The organism is Streptacidiphilus carbonis, from assembly GCF_000787775.1.
Lineage (GTDB): Bacteria > Actinomycetota > Actinomycetes > Streptomycetales > Streptomycetaceae > Streptacidiphilus > Streptacidiphilus carbonis.
Window position 1 is genome coordinate 205,740 of the sequence record NZ_BBPM01000003.1, and the last position, 21,078, is coordinate 226,817.

At 73.2% G+C, this 21,078-nt stretch carries 19 protein-coding genes; 9 read left to right on the top strand and 10 right to left on the bottom strand.

Features of this window, described 5'->3' with window-relative positions; translation table 11 throughout:
* Nucleotides 1-160: 160 nt before the first annotated feature.
* On the top strand, nt 161-1,501 hold the full coding sequence (locus tag TR46_RS03720) for an adenosylmethionine--8-amino-7-oxononanoate transaminase (protein ID WP_042393419.1): 1,341 nt from the start codon (nt 161-163) through the stop codon (nt 1,499-1,501).
* A gap of 6 nt (nt 1,502-1,507) precedes the next feature.
* Nucleotides 1,508-2,233 carry a dethiobiotin synthase gene (gene bioD / locus TR46_RS03725; protein ID WP_042393238.1) on the top strand — a complete coding sequence of 242 codons (726 nt, stop codon included), beginning with the start codon at nt 1,508-1,510 and terminating at the stop codon, nt 2,231-2,233.
* On the opposite strand, the gene TR46_RS03730 is transcribed toward bioD, so the two are convergent.
* Nucleotides 2,223-3,164 (bottom strand): chitinase, encoded by a 942-nt coding sequence (locus TR46_RS03730; protein WP_052432522.1) that lies wholly within the window; start codon nt 3,162-3,164, stop codon nt 2,223-2,225. The two genes, bioD and TR46_RS03730, sit on opposite strands and share 11 nt — an antisense overlap.
* Before the next feature lie 235 nt (nt 3,165-3,399).
* On the opposite strand from TR46_RS03730, the gene TR46_RS03735 reads away from it, so the two are divergent.
* A complete protein-coding gene (locus TR46_RS03735; RefSeq protein WP_052432523.1) occupies nt 3,400-4,260 on the top strand; it encodes an ABC transporter ATP-binding protein in 861 nt (286 codons plus the stop codon).
* 22 nt (nt 4,261-4,282) lie between these two features.
* Nucleotides 4,283-6,853 carry an ABC transporter permease gene (locus tag TR46_RS03740; RefSeq protein ID WP_042393239.1) on the top strand — a complete coding sequence of 857 codons (2,571 nt, stop codon included), beginning with the start codon at nt 4,283-4,285 and terminating at the stop codon, nt 6,851-6,853.
* A gap of 23 nt (nt 6,854-6,876) precedes the next feature.
* Here the strand turns inward: TR46_RS03740 and TR46_RS03745 are convergent, their stop codons facing one another.
* Complete coding sequence (locus tag TR46_RS03745; protein WP_042393240.1) at nt 6,877-7,296, bottom strand: GNAT family N-acetyltransferase; 420 nt, start codon at nt 7,294-7,296, stop codon at nt 6,877-6,879.
* A gap of 37 nt (nt 7,297-7,333) precedes the next feature.
* Nucleotides 7,334-8,233, bottom strand: coding sequence for a hypothetical protein (locus TR46_RS03750; protein ID WP_152626286.1), 900 nt, complete (start codon nt 8,231-8,233; stop codon nt 7,334-7,336).
* A 277-nt stretch (nt 8,234-8,510) separates the two neighbouring features.
* Here TR46_RS03750 and TR46_RS03755 point away from each other — a divergent pair, with 277 nt between their 5' ends.
* Both TR46_RS03755 and TR46_RS03760 read left to right on the top strand, forming a co-directional pair.
* Nucleotides 8,511-9,728 (top strand): type ISP restriction/modification enzyme, encoded by a 1,218-nt coding sequence (locus TR46_RS03755; protein WP_369405977.1) that lies wholly within the window; start codon nt 8,511-8,513, stop codon nt 9,726-9,728.
* Between the two features lie 47 nt (nt 9,729-9,775).
* Complete coding sequence (locus TR46_RS03760; RefSeq protein ID WP_042393246.1) at nt 9,776-10,693, top strand: helix-turn-helix domain-containing protein; 918 nt, start codon at nt 9,776-9,778, stop codon at nt 10,691-10,693.
* On the opposite strand, the gene TR46_RS03765 is transcribed toward TR46_RS03760, so the two are convergent.
* Entirely contained in the window at nt 10,654-11,682 is a 1,029-nt protein-coding gene (locus tag TR46_RS03765) for a DMT family transporter (RefSeq protein ID WP_052432524.1), read from the bottom strand. The genes TR46_RS03760 and TR46_RS03765 overlap by 40 nt on opposite strands.
* A 46-nt stretch (nt 11,683-11,728) precedes the next feature.
* On the opposite strand from TR46_RS03765, the gene pdxR reads away from it, so the two are divergent.
* Together pdxR and TR46_RS03775 are read left to right on the top strand one after the other, a co-directional pair.
* On the top strand, nt 11,729-13,165 hold the full coding sequence (gene pdxR, locus TR46_RS03770) for a MocR-like pyridoxine biosynthesis transcription factor PdxR (RefSeq protein WP_042393248.1): 1,437 nt from the start codon (nt 11,729-11,731) through the stop codon (nt 13,163-13,165).
* 118 nt (nt 13,166-13,283) lie between these two features.
* Complete coding sequence (locus TR46_RS03775) at nt 13,284-14,531, top strand: ROK family transcriptional regulator (RefSeq protein ID WP_084717848.1); 1,248 nt, start codon at nt 13,284-13,286, stop codon at nt 14,529-14,531.
* Here TR46_RS03775 and TR46_RS39070 read toward each other — a convergent pair.
* Both TR46_RS39070 and TR46_RS03790 read right to left on the bottom strand, forming a co-directional pair.
* Entirely contained in the window at nt 14,432-15,223 is a 792-nt protein-coding gene (locus TR46_RS39070; RefSeq protein WP_084717850.1) for a GntR family transcriptional regulator, read from the bottom strand. The two genes, TR46_RS03775 and TR46_RS39070, sit on opposite strands and share 100 nt — an antisense overlap.
* 91 nt (nt 15,224-15,314) lie before the next feature.
* Complete coding sequence (locus tag TR46_RS03790) at nt 15,315-15,806, bottom strand: SRPBCC family protein (protein WP_042393254.1); 492 nt, start codon at nt 15,804-15,806, stop codon at nt 15,315-15,317.
* A gap of 85 nt (nt 15,807-15,891) precedes the next feature.
* Here TR46_RS03790 and TR46_RS03795 point away from each other — a divergent pair, with 85 nt between their 5' ends.
* Nucleotides 15,892-16,431, top strand: coding sequence for a gamma carbonic anhydrase family protein (locus TR46_RS03795; protein ID WP_042393256.1), 540 nt, complete (start codon nt 15,892-15,894; stop codon nt 16,429-16,431).
* Nucleotides 16,432-16,577: 146 nt separating this feature from the next.
* On the opposite strand, the gene TR46_RS03800 is transcribed toward TR46_RS03795, so the two are convergent.
* The 4 genes from TR46_RS03800 to TR46_RS03815 all read right to left on the bottom strand — a co-directional run bounded on the left by TR46_RS03800 (nt 16,578) and on the right by TR46_RS03815 (nt 20,890).
* Nucleotides 16,578-17,141: a dihydrofolate reductase family protein gene (locus tag TR46_RS03800; protein WP_042393260.1), complete on the bottom strand. Its 564-nt coding sequence runs from the start codon at nt 17,139-17,141 to the stop codon at nt 16,578-16,580.
* A gap of 9 nt (nt 17,142-17,150) precedes the next feature.
* The gene (locus TR46_RS03805; RefSeq protein WP_201776365.1) at nt 17,151-17,735 is read right to left on the bottom strand and encodes a class F sortase; all 585 of its coding nucleotides are present in this window, start codon (nt 17,733-17,735) and stop codon (nt 17,151-17,153) included.
* A 76-nt stretch (nt 17,736-17,811) separates the two neighbouring features.
* Nucleotides 17,812-18,393: a hypothetical protein gene (locus TR46_RS03810; protein WP_152626287.1), complete on the bottom strand. Its 582-nt coding sequence runs from the start codon at nt 18,391-18,393 to the stop codon at nt 17,812-17,814.
* A 121-nt stretch (nt 18,394-18,514) separates the two neighbouring features.
* Entirely contained in the window at nt 18,515-20,890 is a 2,376-nt protein-coding gene (locus tag TR46_RS03815; protein WP_042393266.1) for a glycosyl hydrolase family 95 catalytic domain-containing protein, read from the bottom strand.
* Nucleotides 20,891-21,078 lie beyond the last annotated feature (188 nt).

Consider the following 21,078-nt stretch of genomic DNA (forward strand, 5'->3'; position numbering starts at 1 on the left):
CTGCCGCCCCCGCCGCCGCCGTGCCCGCCGCCGGCCCCGAGCTGCCCGACCAGCCGTCCGGCCTGCGCCGGGACCTGGTCTCGGTGCGCCGCCGCGGCGCGGGCACCGATCTGCCCCCGAACGCGTGACCCCGCTGCGCCCGCTGCCCCCGGCGACCCAGATGTCCGCTTCGTCCAGGCTCGCCCCGGACCGGCTGCTCGAACTCGACCGCGCCCACGTCTGGCATCCCTACGGCGCGATGCCCGCCGCCGTCCCCCCGTTCGCGGTCGAGTCCGCGCGCGGGGTGCGGCTGCGGATGTCCCAGCCGGTCGAGGGCCGGGACGAGCTGATCGACGGGATGTCGTCCTGGTGGGCGGCGATCCACGGCTACGGTCACCCCGTGCTGGACGAGGCCGTCCGCGACCAGCTCGGCCGGATGAGCCATGTGATGTTCGGCGGCCTCACCCATGAGCCGGCGGTCCGGCTGGCCGCCCGGCTGGTGGAGATCACCCCGGAGCCGCTGCAGCATGTCTTCCTCGCCGACTCGGGCTCGGTCGCGGTCGAGGTCGCGGCGAAGATGTGCCTGCAGTACTGGCGCTCGGTCGGCCGCCCGGCCAAGCAGCGGCTGCTGACCTGGCGCGGCGGCTACCACGGCGACACCTTCCACCCCATGTCGGTGTGCGACCCCGAGGGCGGGATGCACCAGCTGTGGAGCGGGGTGCTGCCCCGTCAGATCTTCGCCGACGCACCCCCGGCCCCAGGGCCTGTCCGGAGTTCTGGCGCCAACGGCTTCGACGCCCCGGTCGACCCCGGCTACGCCGCCCACCTGGACGAATTGATCGGCCGCCACGCCGACGAGACCGCGGCCGTGATCGTCGAGCCGGTGGTGCAGGGCGCGGGCGGGATGCGGTTCCACTCCCCAGCGCTGCTGCGGGAGTTGCGGCGGCTCTGCGACCGGCACGGTGTGCTGCTGGTGTTCGACGAGATCGCCACCGGCTTCGGCCGCACCGGCGCGCTGTTCGCCGCCGACCACGCCGGGGTCTCCCCCGATGTGATGTGCGTGGGCAAGGCTCTGACCGGCGGATACCTGACCCTGGCGGCGACCCTGTGCACCGGCGCGGTGGCCGCGGGGATCAGCGGCGGCGAGGTCCCGGTGCTGGCGCACGGGCCGACGTTCATGGGCAACCCGCTGGCCTGCGCGGTGGCCAACGCCTCCATCGAGCTGCTGCTGAGCCAGGACTGGGCCTCGAACGTCAAGCGGATCGAGGCCGGGCTGCGGGCCGGGCTCGCGCCCGCCGCAGCGCTCCCCGGCGTCCGCGACGTCCGGGTGCTGGGCGCGATCGGGGTGGTCCAGCTGGACCACGAGGTGGACGTGGCGGCGGCCACCCGCGCCGCGGCCCGTGCGGGCGTCTGGCTGCGCCCGTTCCGCGACCTCGTCTACACCATGCCGCCGTATGTGACCGGCGACGACGATCTGGCCGCGGTCTGCGCGGGGGTCGCCGCCGCCGCCGGGAAGGGCTGATCCACGATGACCATCATGCTGGTGACCGGCACCGGGACCGAGATCGGCAAGACCGTGGTGACGGCCGCGGTCGCAACTCTGGCGCTGGGCGCCGGACGACGGGTCGCGGTGCTCAAGCCCGCGCAGACCGGGGTCGGCCCGGACGAGCCCGGCGACACCGACGAGGTCGTGCGCCTGGCGGGCCCGCTGACCACCAGTGAGCTGGGCCGCTACCCGGAGCCGCTGGCCCCGGCCACCGCCGCCGCACGCAGCGGACTGCCGCCGGTATCGCCGGAGCAGATCGCCAAGGAGGCGGCCCGGCTGGCCCTGGACCACGACCTGGTCCTGGTCGAGGGCGCGGGCGGGCTGCTGGTCCGCTACGACGAGCAGGGCTCGACGCTGGCCGAGGTGCCGGCCGCGCTGGCGGCGCTGGGCCACTCCTGCACGGTGCTGCTGGTGACCACGGCCGGCCTGGGCACCCTCAACACCACCGCGCTGACCGCCGAGGCACTGCGGAACCGGGGCGTACCGCTGCTCGGCCTGGTGATCGGCGCCTGGCCGGCCGAGCCGGACCTGGCCGCCCGCTGCAATCTGGCCGATCTGCCGGTCGTCGCCGGGGCGCCGCTGCTGGGCGCGCTCCCGGCCGGGCTGGTGGGCTCCGCGCACGGGGGAGCGGACCGTGTCCCCCTCCGGACCACGGCCCGCTCCTGTCTCGCGCCCGCCCTCGGCGGGGTGTGGGCGGTCAGCCCGTGATCTTGTTGAAGACCTTGGAGTAGGCGTACTTCACGGCCTTGTCGTAGCTGTCGACCTCCCAGAACGCCAGCTCCTGCACGCCCTTGGAGGCCGCGAAGGACTCCAGGGTTGCGGCGTTGGCCTGGGTGAAGTTCTCGTTGTCGTCGTTCTTCCCGGCGATCGGGGTCAGACCGATCTTGTTCCAGGTCGCCGAGGAGCTGGTGCCGTAGATCGAGGCGAGCTGCTTCTCGGTGGCGTTGGCGCCCGACTCGGCGTCCTTGAGGGCGTTCTCACCGTCGCCGAAGTCCATGGTCATGATGTTGACCAGGTTGACGTTGACGCCCTTGCTCCTGGCGTCCTTGAGCAGGGTGAGCGCGTTGGACTCCAGGCCGGTGGGGTCGACCGGGAGGGTGTAGTCCACCTGGACCGAGGGGTTGGACTTCTGCAGCGCCGCCAGCGCCTGGTCCCGGCGGGAGTTGGCCGCGGTGTTGTTCAGGTAGTCGCCCTCGATGTCGAAGTCCAGCCGGGTGATCCCGTAGGTCTTCACCACGTTGGCGTACGCGGCGGTGAGGCTGCTGACCGAGGTGCAGGTCTGGGCTATCTCGCCGCCGGACGCGCCGCCGAAGGAGACGATCACATTGCCGCCGGACGACTTCAGCGAGTTGACCTGCGAGGTGAACGCGCCGAGCGAGCTGTTGCCGTCCTCCCACATGGGCGTGCAACCGGACTTGGGGATCAGGAAGGCCAACGTGTAGTACTTGTCGCCGCTCGCCTTCAGGTCCGCGGCCATGTCGCCGGCGCTGCTGCTGGAGAGCTCCAGGTAGGGCGCGGAGTAGTGGGTGGGGAAGGAACCCGAGGCGTGGGCCGGGAGGGCACCGGCGAGCAGCGCCAGTGCGGGGGCGATGGCTGCGGCTGCGGCGAGGGCGACGGAGCGTGTGGGGGTCTTCGCCATGACGACCTTTCAGTTCCTGGTCGGATTATCGTTAGGAAGGTTTCCTAACTGCTGGCAAGGATCGTGGCCTTTTGCTAGGGCACTGTCAAGAGGTCGCACGGAAAGCACCGGCCGACTGCATGTAAGGGGCATCCGCAACCGGGGCGTCCTGCAGGAGGATGCGATTGTCAGTGCCCCCGCTTAGGCTCCTCTCAGGCGCCGCACATCCGGCGGCGGACCGACTGGGGGTGGGTCGATGCCTGCAATCTCCGAACCGGAACCGTCCGGGCGTACGCCGTCCGGGACCCCATCGCCCGGCAGTCCCGCGTCCGGGCATGCGACTGCGCCCGCTGCCGCCCGGGCCGAGCGGCTGACCAAGGCCTACGGCGCGGGCGACACCCGGGTGGTGGCGCTGGACACGGTGGACGTGGAGATCGGGCGGGGCCGCTTCACCGCCATCATGGGCCCCTCGGGCTCCGGCAAGTCCACCCTGATGCACTGCCTGGCCGGCCTGGACACGGTCACCTCGGGCCGGATCTGGATCGGCGACACGGAGATCACCGCGCTCGGCGAGAGGCAGCTGACCCGGCTGCGGCGCGACAGCGTCGGCTTCGTCTTCCAGGCGTTCAACCTGCTGCCCACGCTGAGCGCCGAGGAGAACATCACCCTGCCCGCCGACATCGCCGGGCGGCGCACCGACCCCGACTGGCTGAAGCGCGTGATCGAGACGCTGGGCATCGGGGACCGGCTGCGGCACCGGCCGTCCGAACTGTCCGGCGGGCAGCAGCAACGGGTCGCGGTGGCCCGGGCGCTGGCCTCCCGACCGGAGATCATCTTCGCCGACGAGCCCACCGGCAACCTGGACTCGCGCAGCGGCGCCGAGGTGCTGGGCTTTCTGCGCGGCAGCGTGGACGAGCTGGCGCAGACCGTGGTGATGGTCACCCACGACCCGGTCGCCGCCTCCTACGCCGACATCGTGCTGTTCCTGGCGGACGGTCGGATCGTGGAACAGCTCACCGCGCCGACGGCGGACGCGGTGCTGGAGCGGATGGGCCGCCTCGACGGCCAATCCGTCGACGGCCCGTCCATCGACGGCCGGTCGTCCGGGAACCGCTGACCGAGGGGAAGGTGAGCGCACCATGCTGAAGGCGACGCTGCGCGGCTTCCTGGCCCACAAGGGCCGGCTGCTGCTCTCGCTGCTGGCCGTGCTGCTGTCGGTGGCCTTCGTGGCCGGGACGCTGATGTTCACCGACACCATCAGCGGCACCTTCGACCGGCTGTTCCGCAACACCGCCCCCGATGTCAGCGTCACCCCGCACACCGAGCTGGCCACCGGCCGGCAGGACCTCTCCGGCTCGGTGGCCACCCTGTCCGATGCGCTGGTGGCCAGGGTCGCCGCGGTCCCGGGCGTGGCCGCGGCCCGGCCCGGGGTCGGCGTGTCCGGAATCGTGCTGGTGGACGCGGCCGACCACAACATCGGCTCGATCGGCGGAGCGCCGACCATCGGCGTCAACTGGGTGCCGACCTCCCGCTCGGTGGTGGACCTGACCTCGGGGAGCGCCCCGGCCGGCGACGGCCAGGCGGTCATCGACGCCGACACCGCGCGCAAGCACCATCTGACCCTCGGCGAGCAGCTGCGGGTGATCGCCGGGCCCGGCAGCTTCCCGATCCGGGTCACCGGCATCGCGACCTTCAACACCACCAACCCGGGCGCCACCCTGGTCTTCCTGGACACCGCGACCGCGCAGAAGCGCCTGCTCGGCCGGGCCGGCCTGCTCACCTCGGTGGACGTCACCGCCGCCCCGGGCGTCTCGGACGACGTGCTGAAGCAGCGGGTCGAACCCGTGGTCGGCAGCGGCTACGACGTCAAGACCGCCGCCCAGACGGCTAAGGACTCGTCGCAGCAGCTGGGCACCTTCCTGTCCGTGATCAAGGACGCGCTGCTGGGCTTCGCCGGGATCGCGGTGCTGGTGGGCATCTCACTGATCCTGAACACCTTCTCGATGCTGGTCGCGCAGCGCACCCGGGAGCTCGGCCTGATGCGGGCGCTGGGGGCCAGCCGACGGCAGGTGAACCGCTCGGTGATGGTGGAGGCGGTGCTGCTGGGGGTGGTCGGCTCCACCCTGGGGCTGCTGGTCGGGGTGGGGCTGGCGCAACTGCTGATCAAGCTGATCGGCGGGGTCGGCATGGAGCTGAAGGGCAGTGAGATCGCCTTCCGCTGGCCCACTCCGGTGGCCGCCTACGCGGTGGGCGTGATCGTCACGGCGGTCTCCGCCTACCTGCCGGCCCGGCGCGCCGCCTCGGTGTCGCCGATGGCCGCGCTGCGCGAGGCGGACACCCCGGGCCGCGGCGCGCCGCTGCGGCGGCGGGCGGTGCTCGGCGGGACGGTGGTGCTGCTGGGCGCGGCCGCGCTGGTGGCCGCGGGGACCCTGCACGCGGCCGGGACGGCGGCGGGCCTCCTCGGGATCGGCGTGCTGCTCAGCCTGATCGGCCTGATCATGACCGGGCCGCTGCTGGCCCGGCCGGTGATCCGGGTGCTCGGCGGCTGGTTCCCCCGGGTCTTCGGCTCCATCGGCGCACTGAGCCAGCGCAACGCGCTGCGCAATCCCCGCCGGACCAGCGCCACCGCCTCGGCGCTGATGATCGGCCTGGCGCTGGTGGCCGCGCTGTCCGTGGTGGGCTCCTCGATGGGCGCCTCGTTCGACAGCCAGGTCGACAAGACCATCGGTGCGGACTTCATCGTCCAGAACGGACAGGGCCAGCCCTTCCCTGCGGAGGTGGCCCAGGCCGTCCAGGGCGTCCCCGGGGTGGGCCTGCTGGTACGCACCCAGGCGGTTCCGGTGACCGAGATCGCCCCCGACGGCAGCCGGACCAAGGTGAACATGCTCGGCAGCACCAGCGGCCTCGACCGGGTGGTGCACCTGTCGCTGCGCTCCGGCACGGTCGCGGCGGCCACCGCCCCGGGCGCGGTGATGATCGCCTCCACCTACGCGGACGACCACCACCTGGCCCTCGGCAGCAGACTGACGGTGCTGTTCCCCAACGGCACCCAGGTGCCGCTGACTGTCGGGGCGGTCAACAACGTCGACAACAACAGTCTGACCGGCATCGGCAAGAGCCCGGTCGCCGGCACCGCCACAGTCCAGCAGTACGCCCCGGGGGTGCAGGACGACGGAGTGTTCGTCGACGTCGCCGCGGGCGCGGACAAGGCGCAGGTCAAGGCGGCGATCACAACGGCGATCGCCAAGGACCCGCAGGTCCAGGTCCGGGACCAGTCCGACTACAAGAAACTGATCCGGCAGCAGATCGACGTCCTGCTCAACCTGGTCTACGGCCTGCTGGCGCTGGCGATCATCATCGCGGTGCTCGGCGTCGTCAACACCCTGGCGCTGTCCGTGGTGGAACGCACCAGGGAGATCGGCCTGCTGCGCGCCATCGGCCTGTCCCGCCGCCAACTGCGCCGGATGGTGCGGCTGGAGTCGGTGGTCATCGCCCTGTTCGGCGCGGTGCTCGGTCTGGGCCTGGGACTGCTCTGGGGGCTGGCGGCCCAGCACCTGCTCTCCCTGAAGGGCATGCAGTCCCTCTCCATACCGTGGACCACCGTCATCGCCGTCGTCCTCGGCGCAGCCCTGGTCGGCCTACTGGCCGCCCTGGGCCCGGCCCTGCGCGCCTCCCGGCTGAACGTCCTGGACGCCATCGCCCACGAGTGACGCCGATGACGGACAACCGACCCCTAGAACTTCTTCACCCAGCGGCGCCACTGCGACTCCGGCGCATAGCCGGCGGCACGCCACGCCCGTTGGCCCAACTCGTTGCGCTCCAGCACCATCGCGTCGCCACGACGCCCGCCGAGCGCGGTGAAGCGCTGCTCGGCGGCCTCCAGCAGCGCGCCGCCGATCCCCTGGCGGCGGGAACCGGGGTCGACCGCCAGGCGGTACAGATGGCAGCGCCAGCCGTCCCACCCGGCGATGACGGTGCCGACCATCCGCCCGTCCCGCTCGGCGATGAGCACCGCATCGGCGTCCCGGGCGATCAGCCGGCCCACGCCGGCCTCGTCGTCGCTGATGCTCGTCCCCTCGGCGGCGCTCCTCCAGAACTCCAGCAGCGGGACGACGTCGGCGCGGGTGGCAGTACGTATCTGCAGGTCGGTCATGCACCGAGCCTCGCACGCCCGGTGGATCAGGTGCCAGTCATCCGGACAACGGCGGGAAGGACAGCTTCAGCAGCGCCAGCGTCTGCGGCCCGGCGCCCTCCAGTGCGACCTGCTGGGACCCGCCTCGCACACTCAACGTGCTCCGCTGGCACCCGGTCAGCGTGTCGACAGCCACGGCCACCGGCGACGCGGCGTCCGCTCCGCTGCCCCGGTAGAAGTCGACGGTGATCTCCGCGCCGAAATCCGCCGGGCAGGAGAACACCCCGACCGGCGCCGTGGGCAGCGCATCGACCAGGGGCACCGTCCTCGCCACCAGTCCCGGGTCGGTCACGGTCACCGGCGACCAGGACGGGAGAGGAGCGGGGCTGGACCTCCTGGACGCGGTGACCACCAGCCGGGTCACTCCGGTCGGGACCGTCGCCGCCGCCGGATGGGCGGGACGCCAGGTGTCCTCGGCCTCGACCCGCATCAGCGTGGCCCCCCTGTACGCCGCAAAGGAGACGTCCGTCGCGCGTGACTGAAGCAGCGCGCTGCCGGGCCAACCGAAGGTGAGCTCGTCCGGTACACCGTTCGTGCTGCCTCTGCCTATGCCCCAGTTGCCCTTCGGGGGATGCGCGGTGAACCAGCCGACGGCCTGCTGCGGGGTGCCCGGATAGGTCCAGTACGCGGTCGCGACCACAGTGTTGGCACCGGTCGGCAGTGCGTAGAACACGGCGGCGGATCCGGCGGGGGCAGCCGTCAACTGCAGGGCGCCTGGCGGCGCGACGAAGCCACGCAGCCTCGCGGACACGTCGGCCCGGGCGTCCTGCTGCGGTGTGGCGGCGCTCTGAGAGGCAGAGGGGGATGCCGGGTGTGCGGCCGAGGAGGCAGCCCCGCCCTGCGCCGCACACCCCGCCAGCAGTGCCGCGACGGCACCGAGGAGCACCCTTCGGTTCACTGTTCGAGTCATGGCCGTCTGACGTGGCGACTCACCTACCGGTTCCGCACCACCGCCCGGACCGGCACCGGGAGGGCGGCGGCGAACAGGTGGTTGCTGAGGCGACTCGGCTGGGGTCGTGCGTGGTTGATCGCGCAGTTCCCCGCGCCCCTGAGGGCTGCAACTGAGCCGGTTGCAGATGGTCAGGGGCGGCGGGGAACTGCGCGGCAGACCATGCGCACGCCTGCGGGCGGGGCAGCTCGGTAGCATGGCCGACGGGAGGTGCCAGGTGGCCGGTGTGCCGCTTCTCAGTGAGCTGATGCCGTGGTCGGTGCCCGGGCTGCGGGTGGGGCGGGGGTGGGTCAGGTCCGCGCATCCCGAGGTGCTGGCCGCGCGCTGGCACCGGCTGGCCGGGGCCGACCCGCGGCAGCGGGCCGAGCTGTTCCGGCCCACCCGGTCCCGGACGGTGGACAGCGCCGTACCCCAGCTGGCCGGCCAGGCCACCTCGACCCGGCGGCTCTCCCAGGAGCCCGGTCCCGCCCCGGAGCCGGTCCGGATCCGGCACGGCGCGTTCGACCGGCAGTGGCTGCTGGCCGACCAGCGGCTGCTGGACCAGCCCCGGCCCGAGCTGTGGCGGGTGGCGGACGGACGCCAGCTCTTCGCCGCCGTCCAGCCCCCCGACGCGGCCGGGGCTGCTCCCGGCGGCCCCGCCGTGGCCTTCTCGGCCGAGCTGCCGGACGGCGCCCGCCCCAAGGGCACCGGCCGGATCCATCCGCTCTACCGCCGCCCCGGCGGCACCGAGCCCAATCTGACGCCGGGTCTGACCGCGCTGCTGCGGCGGAAGTTGGGCGTTCCGGTCGGCGCCGAGGACCTTTTCGCCTGGATCGCGGCGGTGACCGCGCACCCGGTCGGCCGCACCGGCGAGGAGGTGCCGGTACCCCTGCCCGCCGACGCCGGCCTCTGGGCGGAGGGCCTGGAACTGGGTCGGCGGGTGCTCTGGCTGCACACCTTCGGCGAACGCTCCGCCGCCGGCCTCGGCCCGCTGCGGATGCCGGGCGGACGCCGCCCCTTCGTCCGGGAACGGGTCACCGGCCTCCCGGACGCCCTGGACCACGACGCCGAGGACGACTCCCTGCTGATCGGCAGCGGCCGCCTCTCCCCCGTCGCCCGCAGCGCCTGGGAGTTCCACGCCGCCGGGGAACCGGTGCTGGCCCGCTGGTTCACCGAGCGCTGCGCCGACCCCGAGGCCCAGCCGGGAACCCTGGAGGCCCTGGGGCTGACCGGCTGGCCCCAGCAGTACACCGCCGACCTCGTCGACCTGGTCACCGTCCTGACCCTCCTCGCCGAACTGCGCCCGGCCCTGACCGCGGTCACGGCCAAGGCCGCGGCGGACGGAATCGGCACCGCCGACCTGTCCGCGGCCGGCGTACTCCCCGTCCCGGACCGCTCCCGCCGCCCGGCGTCAGTGCTGCTGCACCACGAGGAAGGGCCTGACGGCCAGTTCGTCCTGTTGTGAGGGAGGGGCTTGCATCTCCAGCGGCTGGAGGTCGCAGACTCTGGGCCATGGACGGCACGCAGAACGCAGCCGCACCGCTGCTGACCATCGGTGAACTCGCACATCGTACCGGGCTGCCGGTCCGGACCATCCGCTACTGGTCCGAGGCCGGGGTGGTGGTCGAGGCCACCCGGAGCGCGGGCGGACACCGGCTCTACGATCCGGCCGGGGTGGCCCGGCTGGAACTGGTGGCCACCCTGCGCGAGCTGGGCCTCAGCCACGCCGAGGTCCGCAGGGTGCTGGACCGCGAGAGCACGGTGGCCGAGGTCGCGAGGACCCACGTCGCGGCCCTGGACACGCAGATCGCCACGTTGCGGCTGCGCCGCGCGGTGCTGTCCGCCATCGCGGCAGGAGATCGGGAGGAGCCCGAGAACATGGACCGGTTGAACCGTATGGCGCGGCTGTCGGCGCAGGAACGGCAGCAGATGATCGACGACTTCGCGGCCCGCGCCTGCGCGGGCCTGGACGGCGGACCCGAGCTCCAGGCCCGGCTCCGCGGCGCAGCACACCACCTGCCGGACGACCCCACCCAGGAGCAGACGGACGCCTGGCTGGAGCTGGCGGAGCTGATGTCGGACCCGGGCTTCCAGCAGCACGTCCGGAGTGCGGTGGAGCAGAGCTCCCAGCCGGAGCGGCACGGCCGTTTCGCGGAGAACCTGGACCGCACGGTGGGCGCAGCCCTGCGGGAGGGGCTTGCGCCCGACTCGCCCGAGGCGGCGGCAGTGGTCGACCGCCTGCTCGGCGACCCGGGCCCGGAACGGCTCGCAGCCGTCCGGGCCCGGGTCGGGGCCCAGCTCGACCCGGGCTACGACGAACGGCTGGAGAGCTATCGCCGACTGCTCGCGGTACTGCAGGACCAACCGGCGCCGACCTCCCGCCGGGCCGTCTACACCTGGCTGGTCGAAGCCATCGACGCCGTCGGCTGACCACCTTCTGACGCGCAGCTCCCCGGGCCCCTGATGGTGCGACTTGCTCCCGGTGGTTCGGTTGCAGCCCGGTAGGGGCGCGGGGAACTGCGCGACAAGTCCGGCACACGCCGCACCCGAGTCCCGACAACCACCCCGCAGGCGACCAACACGCTTCCCGCGATCTGGCCGAGGCCGAGCGTCCCCGTCCCCACCAGCGGCGCGGCCCCCGCCGCTGCGACCGGGATGACGCCGCTGAAGAGCCCTGCCCGCTCGGGTCCCAGCCGTTCGACCCCGGTGTACCAGGCCCAGAAGGCCAGTACGGTGACCGGCAGCGCCATCCAGGCCAGGGCCAGGGCCTCGGCCACGGTCGGCACCCGCAGCGCCGCCGGCCCCTGCAGCGCCAGCCCCAGCAGCAGGGCCTGGACCGAGCCCGCCGCACACGCGCACCCGGAGAGCAGCAGCGGGCCCAGCGGAGCGATCAGCGGGACGGCGACCAGGCCGAAGGCGACCTCGCCCAGGAGTGCGAGCAGCGAGAAGCCCAGACCGGCCGCGTCGGTGCGGCCGAAGCCCTGGACCACCGCCGCCCCGGCGACCACCAGCAGGGCCGCGCCGGCGATCCGCGGCGAGGGGCGGCGGCGCTCCAGCAGCGGTGCCAGGATCGCGATGGCCAGCGGGGCGCAGCCGACGACGACGCCGGGCACGGCCGGTTCGGCGCTGCGTTCGGCGGTGAGGACCGCGAGGTTGAAGCCCACCATTCCGGTGGCCGCCAGCAGTGCCAGCCGCAGCCAGAGCCGCAGCGGCAGCTCACGGGCCGGGGCCAGCCCACGCGGGCCGCGGGCGGCCAGGAACAGCAGTACCACGGCCGCCGCGCCGTAGCGCAGTCCCTGGCCACCGAGGCCGGGATAGCCGCCGAGCAGGCTCATCGCGACGAAGCTGGTGCCGACGAGGAGGGCGGCGCCGGCCGCGAGGACCGCGCCGGAGGCGGAGGGGAGGGGTGGTCGGTTCATGCAAGCAGCTTCCCGGCCGCAGTGGTCCGGATTAAGGTCCACTCCCATGCGGAGTTCACGGACCACTTCCCCCAGCGACTCCCCCGCTTCCCCCGCTTCCCCCGCCTGGGAGCTGCTGCTCCCGGCCGCCTCGGGTCCGCAGCGCGGCCGTGGCCGGGAGCTGGGCGCCGCGCTGCGGCAGGCGGTGCGGGAGGGGCGGCTCACGGCCGGGACCAGGCTGCCGTCCACCCGGGACCTGGCCCGGGACCTGCGGGTGTCGCGCAGCCTGGTCAGCGAGCTGTACGGGCAGCTCATCGCCGAGGGCTACCTGACCAGCCGTCAGGGCTCCGGCACCTGGGTCGCCGCGCTCAGCCCCACCCCGTCCCCGCCCGCCGTTGCCGCGCCTCAGCCGGTGCCGCCGCCGGTGACCGACTTCCGTCCCGGGCTGCCGGACCTCGCCCTGTTCCCCCGCGCGGCCTGGTCCGCCGCCCACCGCAGCGCCCTGACCGCCCTGCCCGACGCGGCCCTGGACTACCCGGACCCGCAGGGCCTGCCCGAGCTGCGCGCCGCCCTGGCCGAGCTGCTGGCCCGGCGCCGGGGGGTGGTCGTCGCGCCCGAGCGGGTGCTGGTCTGCTCGGGCGTCGCCCAGACGCTGACCCTGCTCGGACGGGTGCTGCGGGCCCGGGGACACCGGACGGTCGCCCTGGAGGACCCGGGCAGCCTGCCCCAGTACCCGCTGCTGACCGCCGCCGGACTGCGTCCGGTCCCGGTCCCGGTGGACGCGGAGGGCCTGGACCCCGGCGCGCTCGCCGCCAGCGGGGCCCGCGCGGCGGTGATCACGCCCGCGCACCACTTCCCCACCGGCGTGGTGCACTCCCCCGCGCGCCGGGCCGCGCTGCTCTCCTGGGCGGCGGCCGATCGCGGCCTGCTGGTGGAGGACGACTACGACGGCGACTTCCGCTACGACCGGGCCCCGGTCGGCGCGCTCCAGGGCCTGGCCCCCGACCTCGTCCTCTACACCGGCTCGGTGAGCAAGTCGCTGGCCCCGGGGCTGCGACTGGGGTGGATGGTGCCGCCCGCCGACCTGCTGGACGAACTGGTGGAGGCCAAGCGGGTCACCGACCTGGGCAACGCCGTCGCCGAGCAGGCCGCCTTCGCCGCCTTCCTGCGCTCCGGCCGCTACGACCGGCAGTTGCGGCTGTGCCAGCGCCGTTACCGCGAGCGCCGGGACGCCCTGATCGAGGCGCTGACCGCGGCCGTCCCCGGGGTCCGGGTCAGCGGCATCGCCGCCGGGCTGCACCTGATCGCCGAGTTCCCCTTCCCACTGCCGGAGGCCGTCACCGCGGCCGCCGGGGTGTGGCTGCGCCCGCTGAGCGACTACTGCGCCGAGGAGCGGCCCCGGGACGCCACCCGCTTCGTCCTCGGCTACGCCCACCTCACCCGTCCGGATATCCAGCGCGCCTTCGCCAGACTGGCCGAATCTTTGCGCAGTGTTGCCATTTGATACCGAAGCCGTTCATGAGCTGCAGAAACGCTCGCGAGCGCGCGCACCCCCCGGATACCATCCGGCTACCCCCGGGTACTCGAAGGAGAGCGGCTCGAAGGAGAGGGAAGGCGGAGAGTTGGCACAGCTCACCGGCGGCGACTCGTCGCTGCTGCGGCGGATCAACTCCGCCGTGACCCTGCACGCCCTGCGTGGCGGCGACGCGCTGACCCTCACCCAACTGGTCGGCGACACCGGCCTGTCCCGCCCCACCGTCGAGGGCGTCATCGAGGGCCTGATCGAGTCCGGACTGGTCGTCGAGGTCCATCCGGACCCCGACTCCCGCCGCGGTGACAGCACCCGCCAGCGCGGACGTCCGGCCCGCCACTTCCGCTTCCGCGCCGAGGCCGGCCACCTGCTCGGCATCGAGATCGGCACCCACGGCGCCCGGGTCGCGCTGGCCGACCTGACCGGCCGGCTGATCGGCTCCTACGCCCGTCCCATCGACGAGTCCACCGGCGCCACCGAGCGGCTGGGCCTGGTCCGGGCCACCGTCGCCGAGCTGCTGCGGCGCTCCAATGTGTCCAGGGACACCCTGTGGGCGGTCGGCGTCGGCACGCCGGGCGTGGTGGACGCCGAGGGCGTGGTGCGGCTGGGGACGGCACTGCCCGGCTGGACCGGCCTGGAGCTGGGGGCGCGGCTGCGCCGCTCGTTCCGCTGCCCGGTCCTGGTGGAGAACGACGCCAACCTCGCCGCCATCGGCGAGCACTGGAAGGGCGCCGCCGCCGGCATGGGCGATGTGGTCTTCGTGCTGGCCGGGCTCAGCCCCGGCGCGGGATCGCTGATCAACGGCCGGCTGCACCGGGGATTCGGCGGCGCGGCCGGCGAGATCGGCTCACTGCACCTGCTGGGCCGCGAGTCCAACCCGGCCCAGCTGCTCTCCGCGCCCAGCAAGCCGATCGACCCGCTGGACGAGGCGGCGGTGGCCCGGGTGCTGCGGCTGGCCGAGCAGGGCGACCAGGTCGCCCTGGACGTCCGGGACCGCTTCCTGGCCCGGCTGGTGCGCGACGTGGCCGCGCTGGTGCTCGCCATCGACCCGGAGATCGTGGTCATCGGCGGCTGGGCGGCCGGTCTGGACGGGATGCTGGAACCGCTGCGCCAGCAACTGACCCGGATGTGCCTGCGGCCCCCGGAGGTGCGGCTGTCGGCGCTCGGTGACGACGTGATCGCCACCGGCGCCCTGCGGCTGGCCCTCGAACACGCTGAGGAGCAGCTCTTCTCGGTGGATCAGGAGGCGGTGCGGACCTCGGCGGCGACCGGCTCGGCCGGGGCGACGTCGACGACGCCGGAGGCGCCGAAGGTCAGTCGGCACATGTCGGCGCGGTAGGTGGAGACGGCGACGGCGACCGTGCCGCCCTGGGCCTGGTAACGGGTCGTCAGCACCAGCACCGGGGTGCCCGGCGGGCGCTCCAGCAGTCGGGCCTGCTGCTCCTCGGCGACGCCCAGCTCGACCGAGCGGGACTCGCCGTCCAGCTCCAGCCGCTGCAGCTGGCGCAGCACCGAGCGGGCCCGGCTGGAGTCGGCGATGCTGGACCTCGCGAAGATGGCGGGCACATGCGAGGCCACCGTCTCGGGCACGTAGAGCGTCTCCGCTCCGATGGCCTGGCCGTGCATCAGCCGCAGCCTGCGGACCGCGTGCACGGATTCGTCGGCGGGGACGCCGAGGGTGGCGGCGACGGCGGCCGGGGCCGGGGCGTAGCCGGCGTCGACGATCCGCCAGCTGTCGCGGCCGGTCGTCCCGGCGACCGGGACGCCCATCCGCGGGGCGGCGACCAGGGTGCCGATGCCGCGGCGGCGCACCAGCCGGCCCTCCAGCTCCAACTGGTCCAGCGCCTGGCGCAGGGTGGCCCGGGCCACCCCGAAGCGCGCGGACAGGTCCCGCTCGTTGGGCAGCACCTCACCGGCGCTGAACTCCGAGTCGAGCGCCCGCACCAGGACGGTGCGCAGATGCCAGTACTTGGGCTCGGGCGCGTCCGCGACGGCGGCCCCGTTCCCTTGCGCGGCCTGTGTGGTCCCCACCCTGTCCTCCGCCTGTGAGCCGGTGCCCGTATTTATGAGCCCTTATTTTTTAAAGGACCCTGCACTAAGGCGACAGTAGGGGCTTCCCGGATCATTGGTCAAGACCAATGCCCAGGATGTCGCACACGGCCAGATACCGCGTCAAGCCGGTCATTCCACTGCTCATCATCACCGCGTGGTTGAGCCTGAAGGCCGGCCTGCCGGGCACCGCGAGCAGTCTCATCAGCGGCTTGCGCACTTCGACGTCCTCGTCGAAGACGGCCACCGCCGCGCCGTCGCCCCTGGTGGTGACGGTCCATCGGGTACGGCCCTCCAGGTCTCCGGTGAGCCGCGCCTCCAGCACCCCGGCCGCCGGGTCCTGCCGCGCCTCATGGGCGGTCACCTGCAACACATAGGGAAGCAGCGAGCGGAAGCGCATCGCGCCGGTGCTCCCGTCGAACTGCCGTACTTCCAGGATCTCCGGCCACCACACCGGGTAGGTGCGCGGATCGGACAGCACCGCGTAGACCCGGGCCGGCGGCGCGGGCAGGTCCCAGACGGTGGTGAAGCGGTAGCGGTGCCGGTCGGGTCGTCGAGACGTCATGGACAGCAGTCTCGCCGCTGGGGAGGGTTCGGCTGCCGGTAGCGTGCACTGCAGCCTTCGTTCTTTCACCATCCGGGAGCACCCCATGACCGAACCCGTAGCCCGACCGCTGATCGCCGCCGTCGCCGGACGCACCCCGGAGGTGGACCCGCAGGCGTTCGTCGCCCCGACCGGGACGGTACTGGGCTCGGTGCGCCTCGCCGCAGGATCCAGCGTCTGGTACGGGGCGGTGCTGCGCGGCGACTGCGAGACGATCAGCCTCGGTCCGGACAGCAACATCCAGGACAACTGCTCGGTCCACGCCGACTTCGGTTTCCCGGCGACGGTCGGCGCCCGGGTGTCGGTTGGCCACAACGCGGTGCTGCACGGCTGCACCGTCGAGGACGACTGCCTGGTCGGCATGGGCGCCACCGTCCTCAACGGCGCGGTCGTGGGCGCGGGTTCGCTGATCGCAGCCAACGCGCTGGTGCCGCAGGGGATGCGGATCCCGCCGGGCTCCCTGGTGGCCGGCGTCCCGGCCAAGGTCAGGCGCGAACTGTCCGACGAGGAGCGGGCCCACATCAAGCTCAACGCCGAGTGGTACACCGCGCTCAGCGGGCAGCACCGCGAGGCGTTCGGGGGTTGAGGCCCTGTCGGATCTTCGGCTGCGGACCGTAGCCGGCTCGTCGCGCAGTTCCCCGCGCCCCCGAGGGGCTGCAACTGCATCAGTTGCACATGCTGAGGGGCGCGGGGAACTGCGCGACAAGCCATGCACAACCCGCACCAGTACCTCTAGACGGGGCGCTCGTACCGCAGCATCACCACGCCGTTCCCGAACGCCCTGGTCTCCACCAGCCGCAACGAGGCGAACACGTCGGAGTCCTGGAACAGCCGCTTGCCCCGCCCGATGAGCACCGGATGCACGTAGATCCGGTACTCGTCGATCAGGTCGAGCTCCCGGAAGGCCCCCGCCAGGTCCGCGCCGCCGAGCACCAGGTCGCCGCCCGGCTGCGCCTTCAGGGCCAGCACCTGCTCGGCCACCACCTCCCGGACGACAGTGGTGTTCCAGTCGGCGTGCTCCAGGGTGCGCGAGTAGACGATCTTGGGCATGTCGCGCCAGATGCCGGCGAACTCGGCCACCTCCGACGACGCCTCCGGGGCGGCATCGGCGGTCGGCCAGAACCCGGCCATCAGTTCATAGGTGACCCGGCCGTCCAGGAACATGCCGGCCCGCCTGAGCGAGTCGTTGAAGTGCTGGTGCACCTCGGCGTCGACCCGGTGCCAGTCGATCTGCCGCTCCGGGCCCTCGATGAATCCGTCGAGGGAGATCGAGAAGGTGAGCACGATCTTTCGCATCCCACCAGCCTACGGCGAGGGGGCGGGGACGAGGTGGGCGAAGACCACGACATTGCCGAGGTAGCCGCTGGCCCGGGTGTAGCCGCCGCCGCAGGTGATCAGGCGCAGCTCGGGGTAGGGCGTCGGCCCGTAGACCTTGCGGTCCGGGAAGGACGTGCGGGAGTAGACGTCGATGCCGTCGACCCGGAACGTCGCGGTGCGCCGGTCCCGCCGCAGGATGCTCACGGTGTCGCCGCGGTGCAGCGAGCCCAGGCCGTAGAAGACCGACGGGCCGTGGGCGTTGTCGACATGGCCGGCGACGATCGCGGCGCCGGCGGCGCCCGGGGCGGTGCCGCCCGTGTACCAGCCGGCCAGGTTGCGCTGCCCGTCCGGCGGCGGCACCAGGTGGTGCTGCCCGTCCAACGTCAGTCCGGTCAGCGGTGCGTCCACGGAGATCGCCGGGATCCGGATCCGCAGCGGCACCGAGGCGGGCAGCGGCGCCGTCGGCGGGGCGTCGGCCCAGTCGGGGTGGGCGGCCAGGGCCTCCGCCGAGGTGGGTTGCGGCGGCGCCCCGCCCATCAGTCCGTGGTAGATCAGCGCCACCCCGAGGAGCATCACGGCGGCCAGTCTGGGGAACCCGGCCTTCCTCGCCCGTGGGGAGGCTGCCTCCGGGGAGGCAGCGGCCGGATCGTCAGGAGACCCCATCCGCGCCGCCGCGCCCGCTCCGCCGCCGCCGCCACACCGCCGTCCCGCCCGCGCCGAGCACCAGCGCGGCACCGGCGGCGATCTGGGCCGGGCTGGCCGAGTAGGTGCTGCCGCCGACCCCGGTCCGCACCGGGCCGACGACGCCCTCGCGCTCCCGGCGCGGACGCTCGGACTCCCGCGCGTCGTCGCCGCGGACCACCGTCAGCGTGGTCACGAACCCCGAGGACCGGGCGTCGTCGGGCTGGCACGAGCCGGCGACCGAGTAGGTGCCGGGCTTGACCGAGGTGCGGATGGTGGCGGCCGCGGAGAAGTGGCCCAGCACGCCGGCCACCGGGTGCAGCGGCACGGTGGAGCTGAAGGCCTGCGAGGAGACTCCCGAGGGCCGCGGGGTGTCGTAGGCGGAGCAGTCGACGTCGATCGACACCGTCCGCCCCGGCTCCAGCCGGGTCGGCGACAGCGCGATCGTCGCCGCGCTGCCGCCGCTGGAGGCCACCGCCACGGGCGCGCCCAGTCCGACCGCGCAGACGACGGCCGCCCCTATGGTGGCCAACGGTTGCATTCGCATCATTTTGAACCTCCGCGCCGAGTGCGGACCACGGGCCCGAGGCCCGGGTGCGGGGGGACACACCAGGCGATCGACCGTGATCGTCACCGTGCGCGCACGAATGCTAACCCTCCGGTCACACTATTCACCCGTTCGGCAGCCCCCAGCGCGGCGCCGGCGCGGTGGGCGGGACCGGGGCCACGGTGAGGTCGGGATCGGTGCCCACCGGCAGCACCAGCACCGACCGGCCCCGCTCCAGCGGGATCCGCAGGGTGCCGCCGCCGAGGTTCTGGTAGCTCACCGGCCTGCCGTCCTCGCCGCGCACCTCGACCGCGTCGGAGGGGATGTCGGTGCGCAGCGTGAGCGGCGCGCCCGCCTCGCTGTGGACCCGGACCCAGCGGGTTGCGCCGCCGGTGCGGGAGGCACTGAGCAGGAAGGCGCCCTGGGTCCGGAACTGGTGCACCATCAGATCCGGCCAGCCGTCCGGCACCGCCGGGAACACCCGGACCACCTCGCCCCAGCTCTGGCAGACCATGTCGTGCAGCGACTGGGCTGCCGACAGCGGGGTCTCGATGACCGGGCCGCTCTCCAGGTACATGGTGTTGGGCTTGACGTACTTGGCGAGCAGGTCGGCCAGGTAGCCGGCGGCCGCCGTGCCGTCCAGCATCTGCGCCGCGAACGAGGCCGCGCCGGTGTAGCTGTAGCCCTGGAGCGCGCCGGTGAAGCTGATCCAGTGGTCCACCGAGGTGCGGATCAGGTCGCGGTTCTCCGGCTGCTCCCAGTTGACCAGGTACAGCGGGTAGACCGAGAGCATGTGCGAGTAGTGCCGGTGCGACATCGCGAAGGGCTGGCCGGCGCCGATCATGAAGCCGTTGCCGTCGACCGGGTACGGAGTCAGCCGCCGCAGCACGTCCTGCCAGCGCGGCAGCAGCGGGTCGTCGACGCCCAGCAGCCGGGCCGAGTCGATCAGCGTGCCGCAGCCCCAGCGGATCAGTGCCAGGTCGTAGTTGGTGTCCGGGGTGTCCACGCCGTACTCGGGCGAGAAGGTCTTCGGCAGGTGGTAGCGGCCGTCCGCGCCGAGCGCCAGGAAGTGCAGGTAGTAGTTGACCGACTGGCGCAGCATCGGGAAGACGACGTCGCGCAGCACCGACTCGTCCATGCTGTGCCGGTACCCCAGCCAGACGTTGTGGAGGGCCCAGGTGAGGTTGCCGACCTCGGGGGTGGGAGGGTCCTCCCCCGGCACCGAGACCGTGTAGGTGCCGGAGCCGTCGTCCACCCCGTGGGTGAGGGTGATGTCCTGGCTGCGCGCCATGACCAGCGAGTCGGACCGGAACTGCGGCAGCACCTGGCCGCGGATGTTCTCCCGGTACTCCGACAGCGAGCGGGTCAGCGCGTCCAGCTCCGGGTGGTTGGAGCCGTTGATCAGCCAGTACTCCAGCTGGACGTTGAGGTTCCACCAGCTGGCCGGCCAGGGCGTGGGTTCCAGCCACGGCCCGGTGGTGGCCATCACCGGGGAGTCCCGGCGGGAGGCGGAGGCGACCTTGTAGAGCTGTATCCAGTAGAAGGACTGCAGTCTGGCGTCCGGGATGGACAGGAACGAGCGCTGGTAGTAGCGGTTCCACCAGTGCCGGTGGTCCGCGGCGAGGGCGTCCAGCGGATGCGTGGAGGCGTCCCGGACCGTGCGCAGCGCGGCGTCGGTGTGGCCGTCGGCGGGGAAGGAGTGCGCGACGGCGGCGTAGAGGGTGCGGCTGCCGCCGCGGACGACCTCCTGCCAGGCGGTGGTGTGGCCGCCGCCGGCGGTGAGGGTCTGCACGGCGGCGTTCGCGGCGGCGCGGCCGGATCCGTGCACCGCGACGGTGGCCGGCGGATTGGCCGCGTAGCCGGCGGGCAGTGGCTTGAACTGGGCCCTGGGGCTGATCGCCCGCGCCGGGTGGAAGGTCCAGCCGAACCCGGACTCGCCCGGCCCGGGAGTGACCTGGACGGCCAGCACCCCGCGGGCGCTGTGGATCAGCGCACGCAGGGTGAGCACCCCGGCGGTGGTGGTCACCGTGCCGGAGAGCTCGGCGTTCCACAGGTCCAGCCGCCAGTCGACGCCGGTGACAGTCCCCACCGGATCCAGGGTGAAGTAGCCGATCGGCAGCCTGCCCAGACCGAAGAGCGATCCGAACTCGGGCCGGTGGTCCTGGACTTCGCTGTGCTGGACCATGAAGCGCACGGCGTTGGCGCCCGGTTCGGCGTAGATGCCGGAGCCCAGCCGGGAGTTGCCCAGGAACGGGCCCTCGTACCAGGTCCTGGGCATGCTCTGCCAGACCGGGTCGGAATCGGCCAGCAGCTCGCGCCAGGAGCTCTCCGGCGCATGGATCCCGCCCGGCACCGCGCCGTGGCCCCCACTCGCCGCACCCGCCGTACCGCCTTCCGCGGCGGCCCCGGGCGGCGCGGCCCCGGTCCCCGCGACGGCCAGACCGGCGGCCCCGGCCATGGCTCCCCCGAGAACTCCTCTGCGTGACAGCTCGCTGCTCATGGCACCCTCCTGAACCAGACATCGGATCTCTCGGTGGGCGACGGTAGAAGGAAGTTGATGTGACGTCAACAAGGCTGGGCATCAGCGCTGGTGAAAGCCGCATCACCATATTCGACCCGTCAGGTGATGGAACATCAACAATGGAAACCTCCGACCCGTGCATTGACCGGGCCGTCGGACGGCGCGTA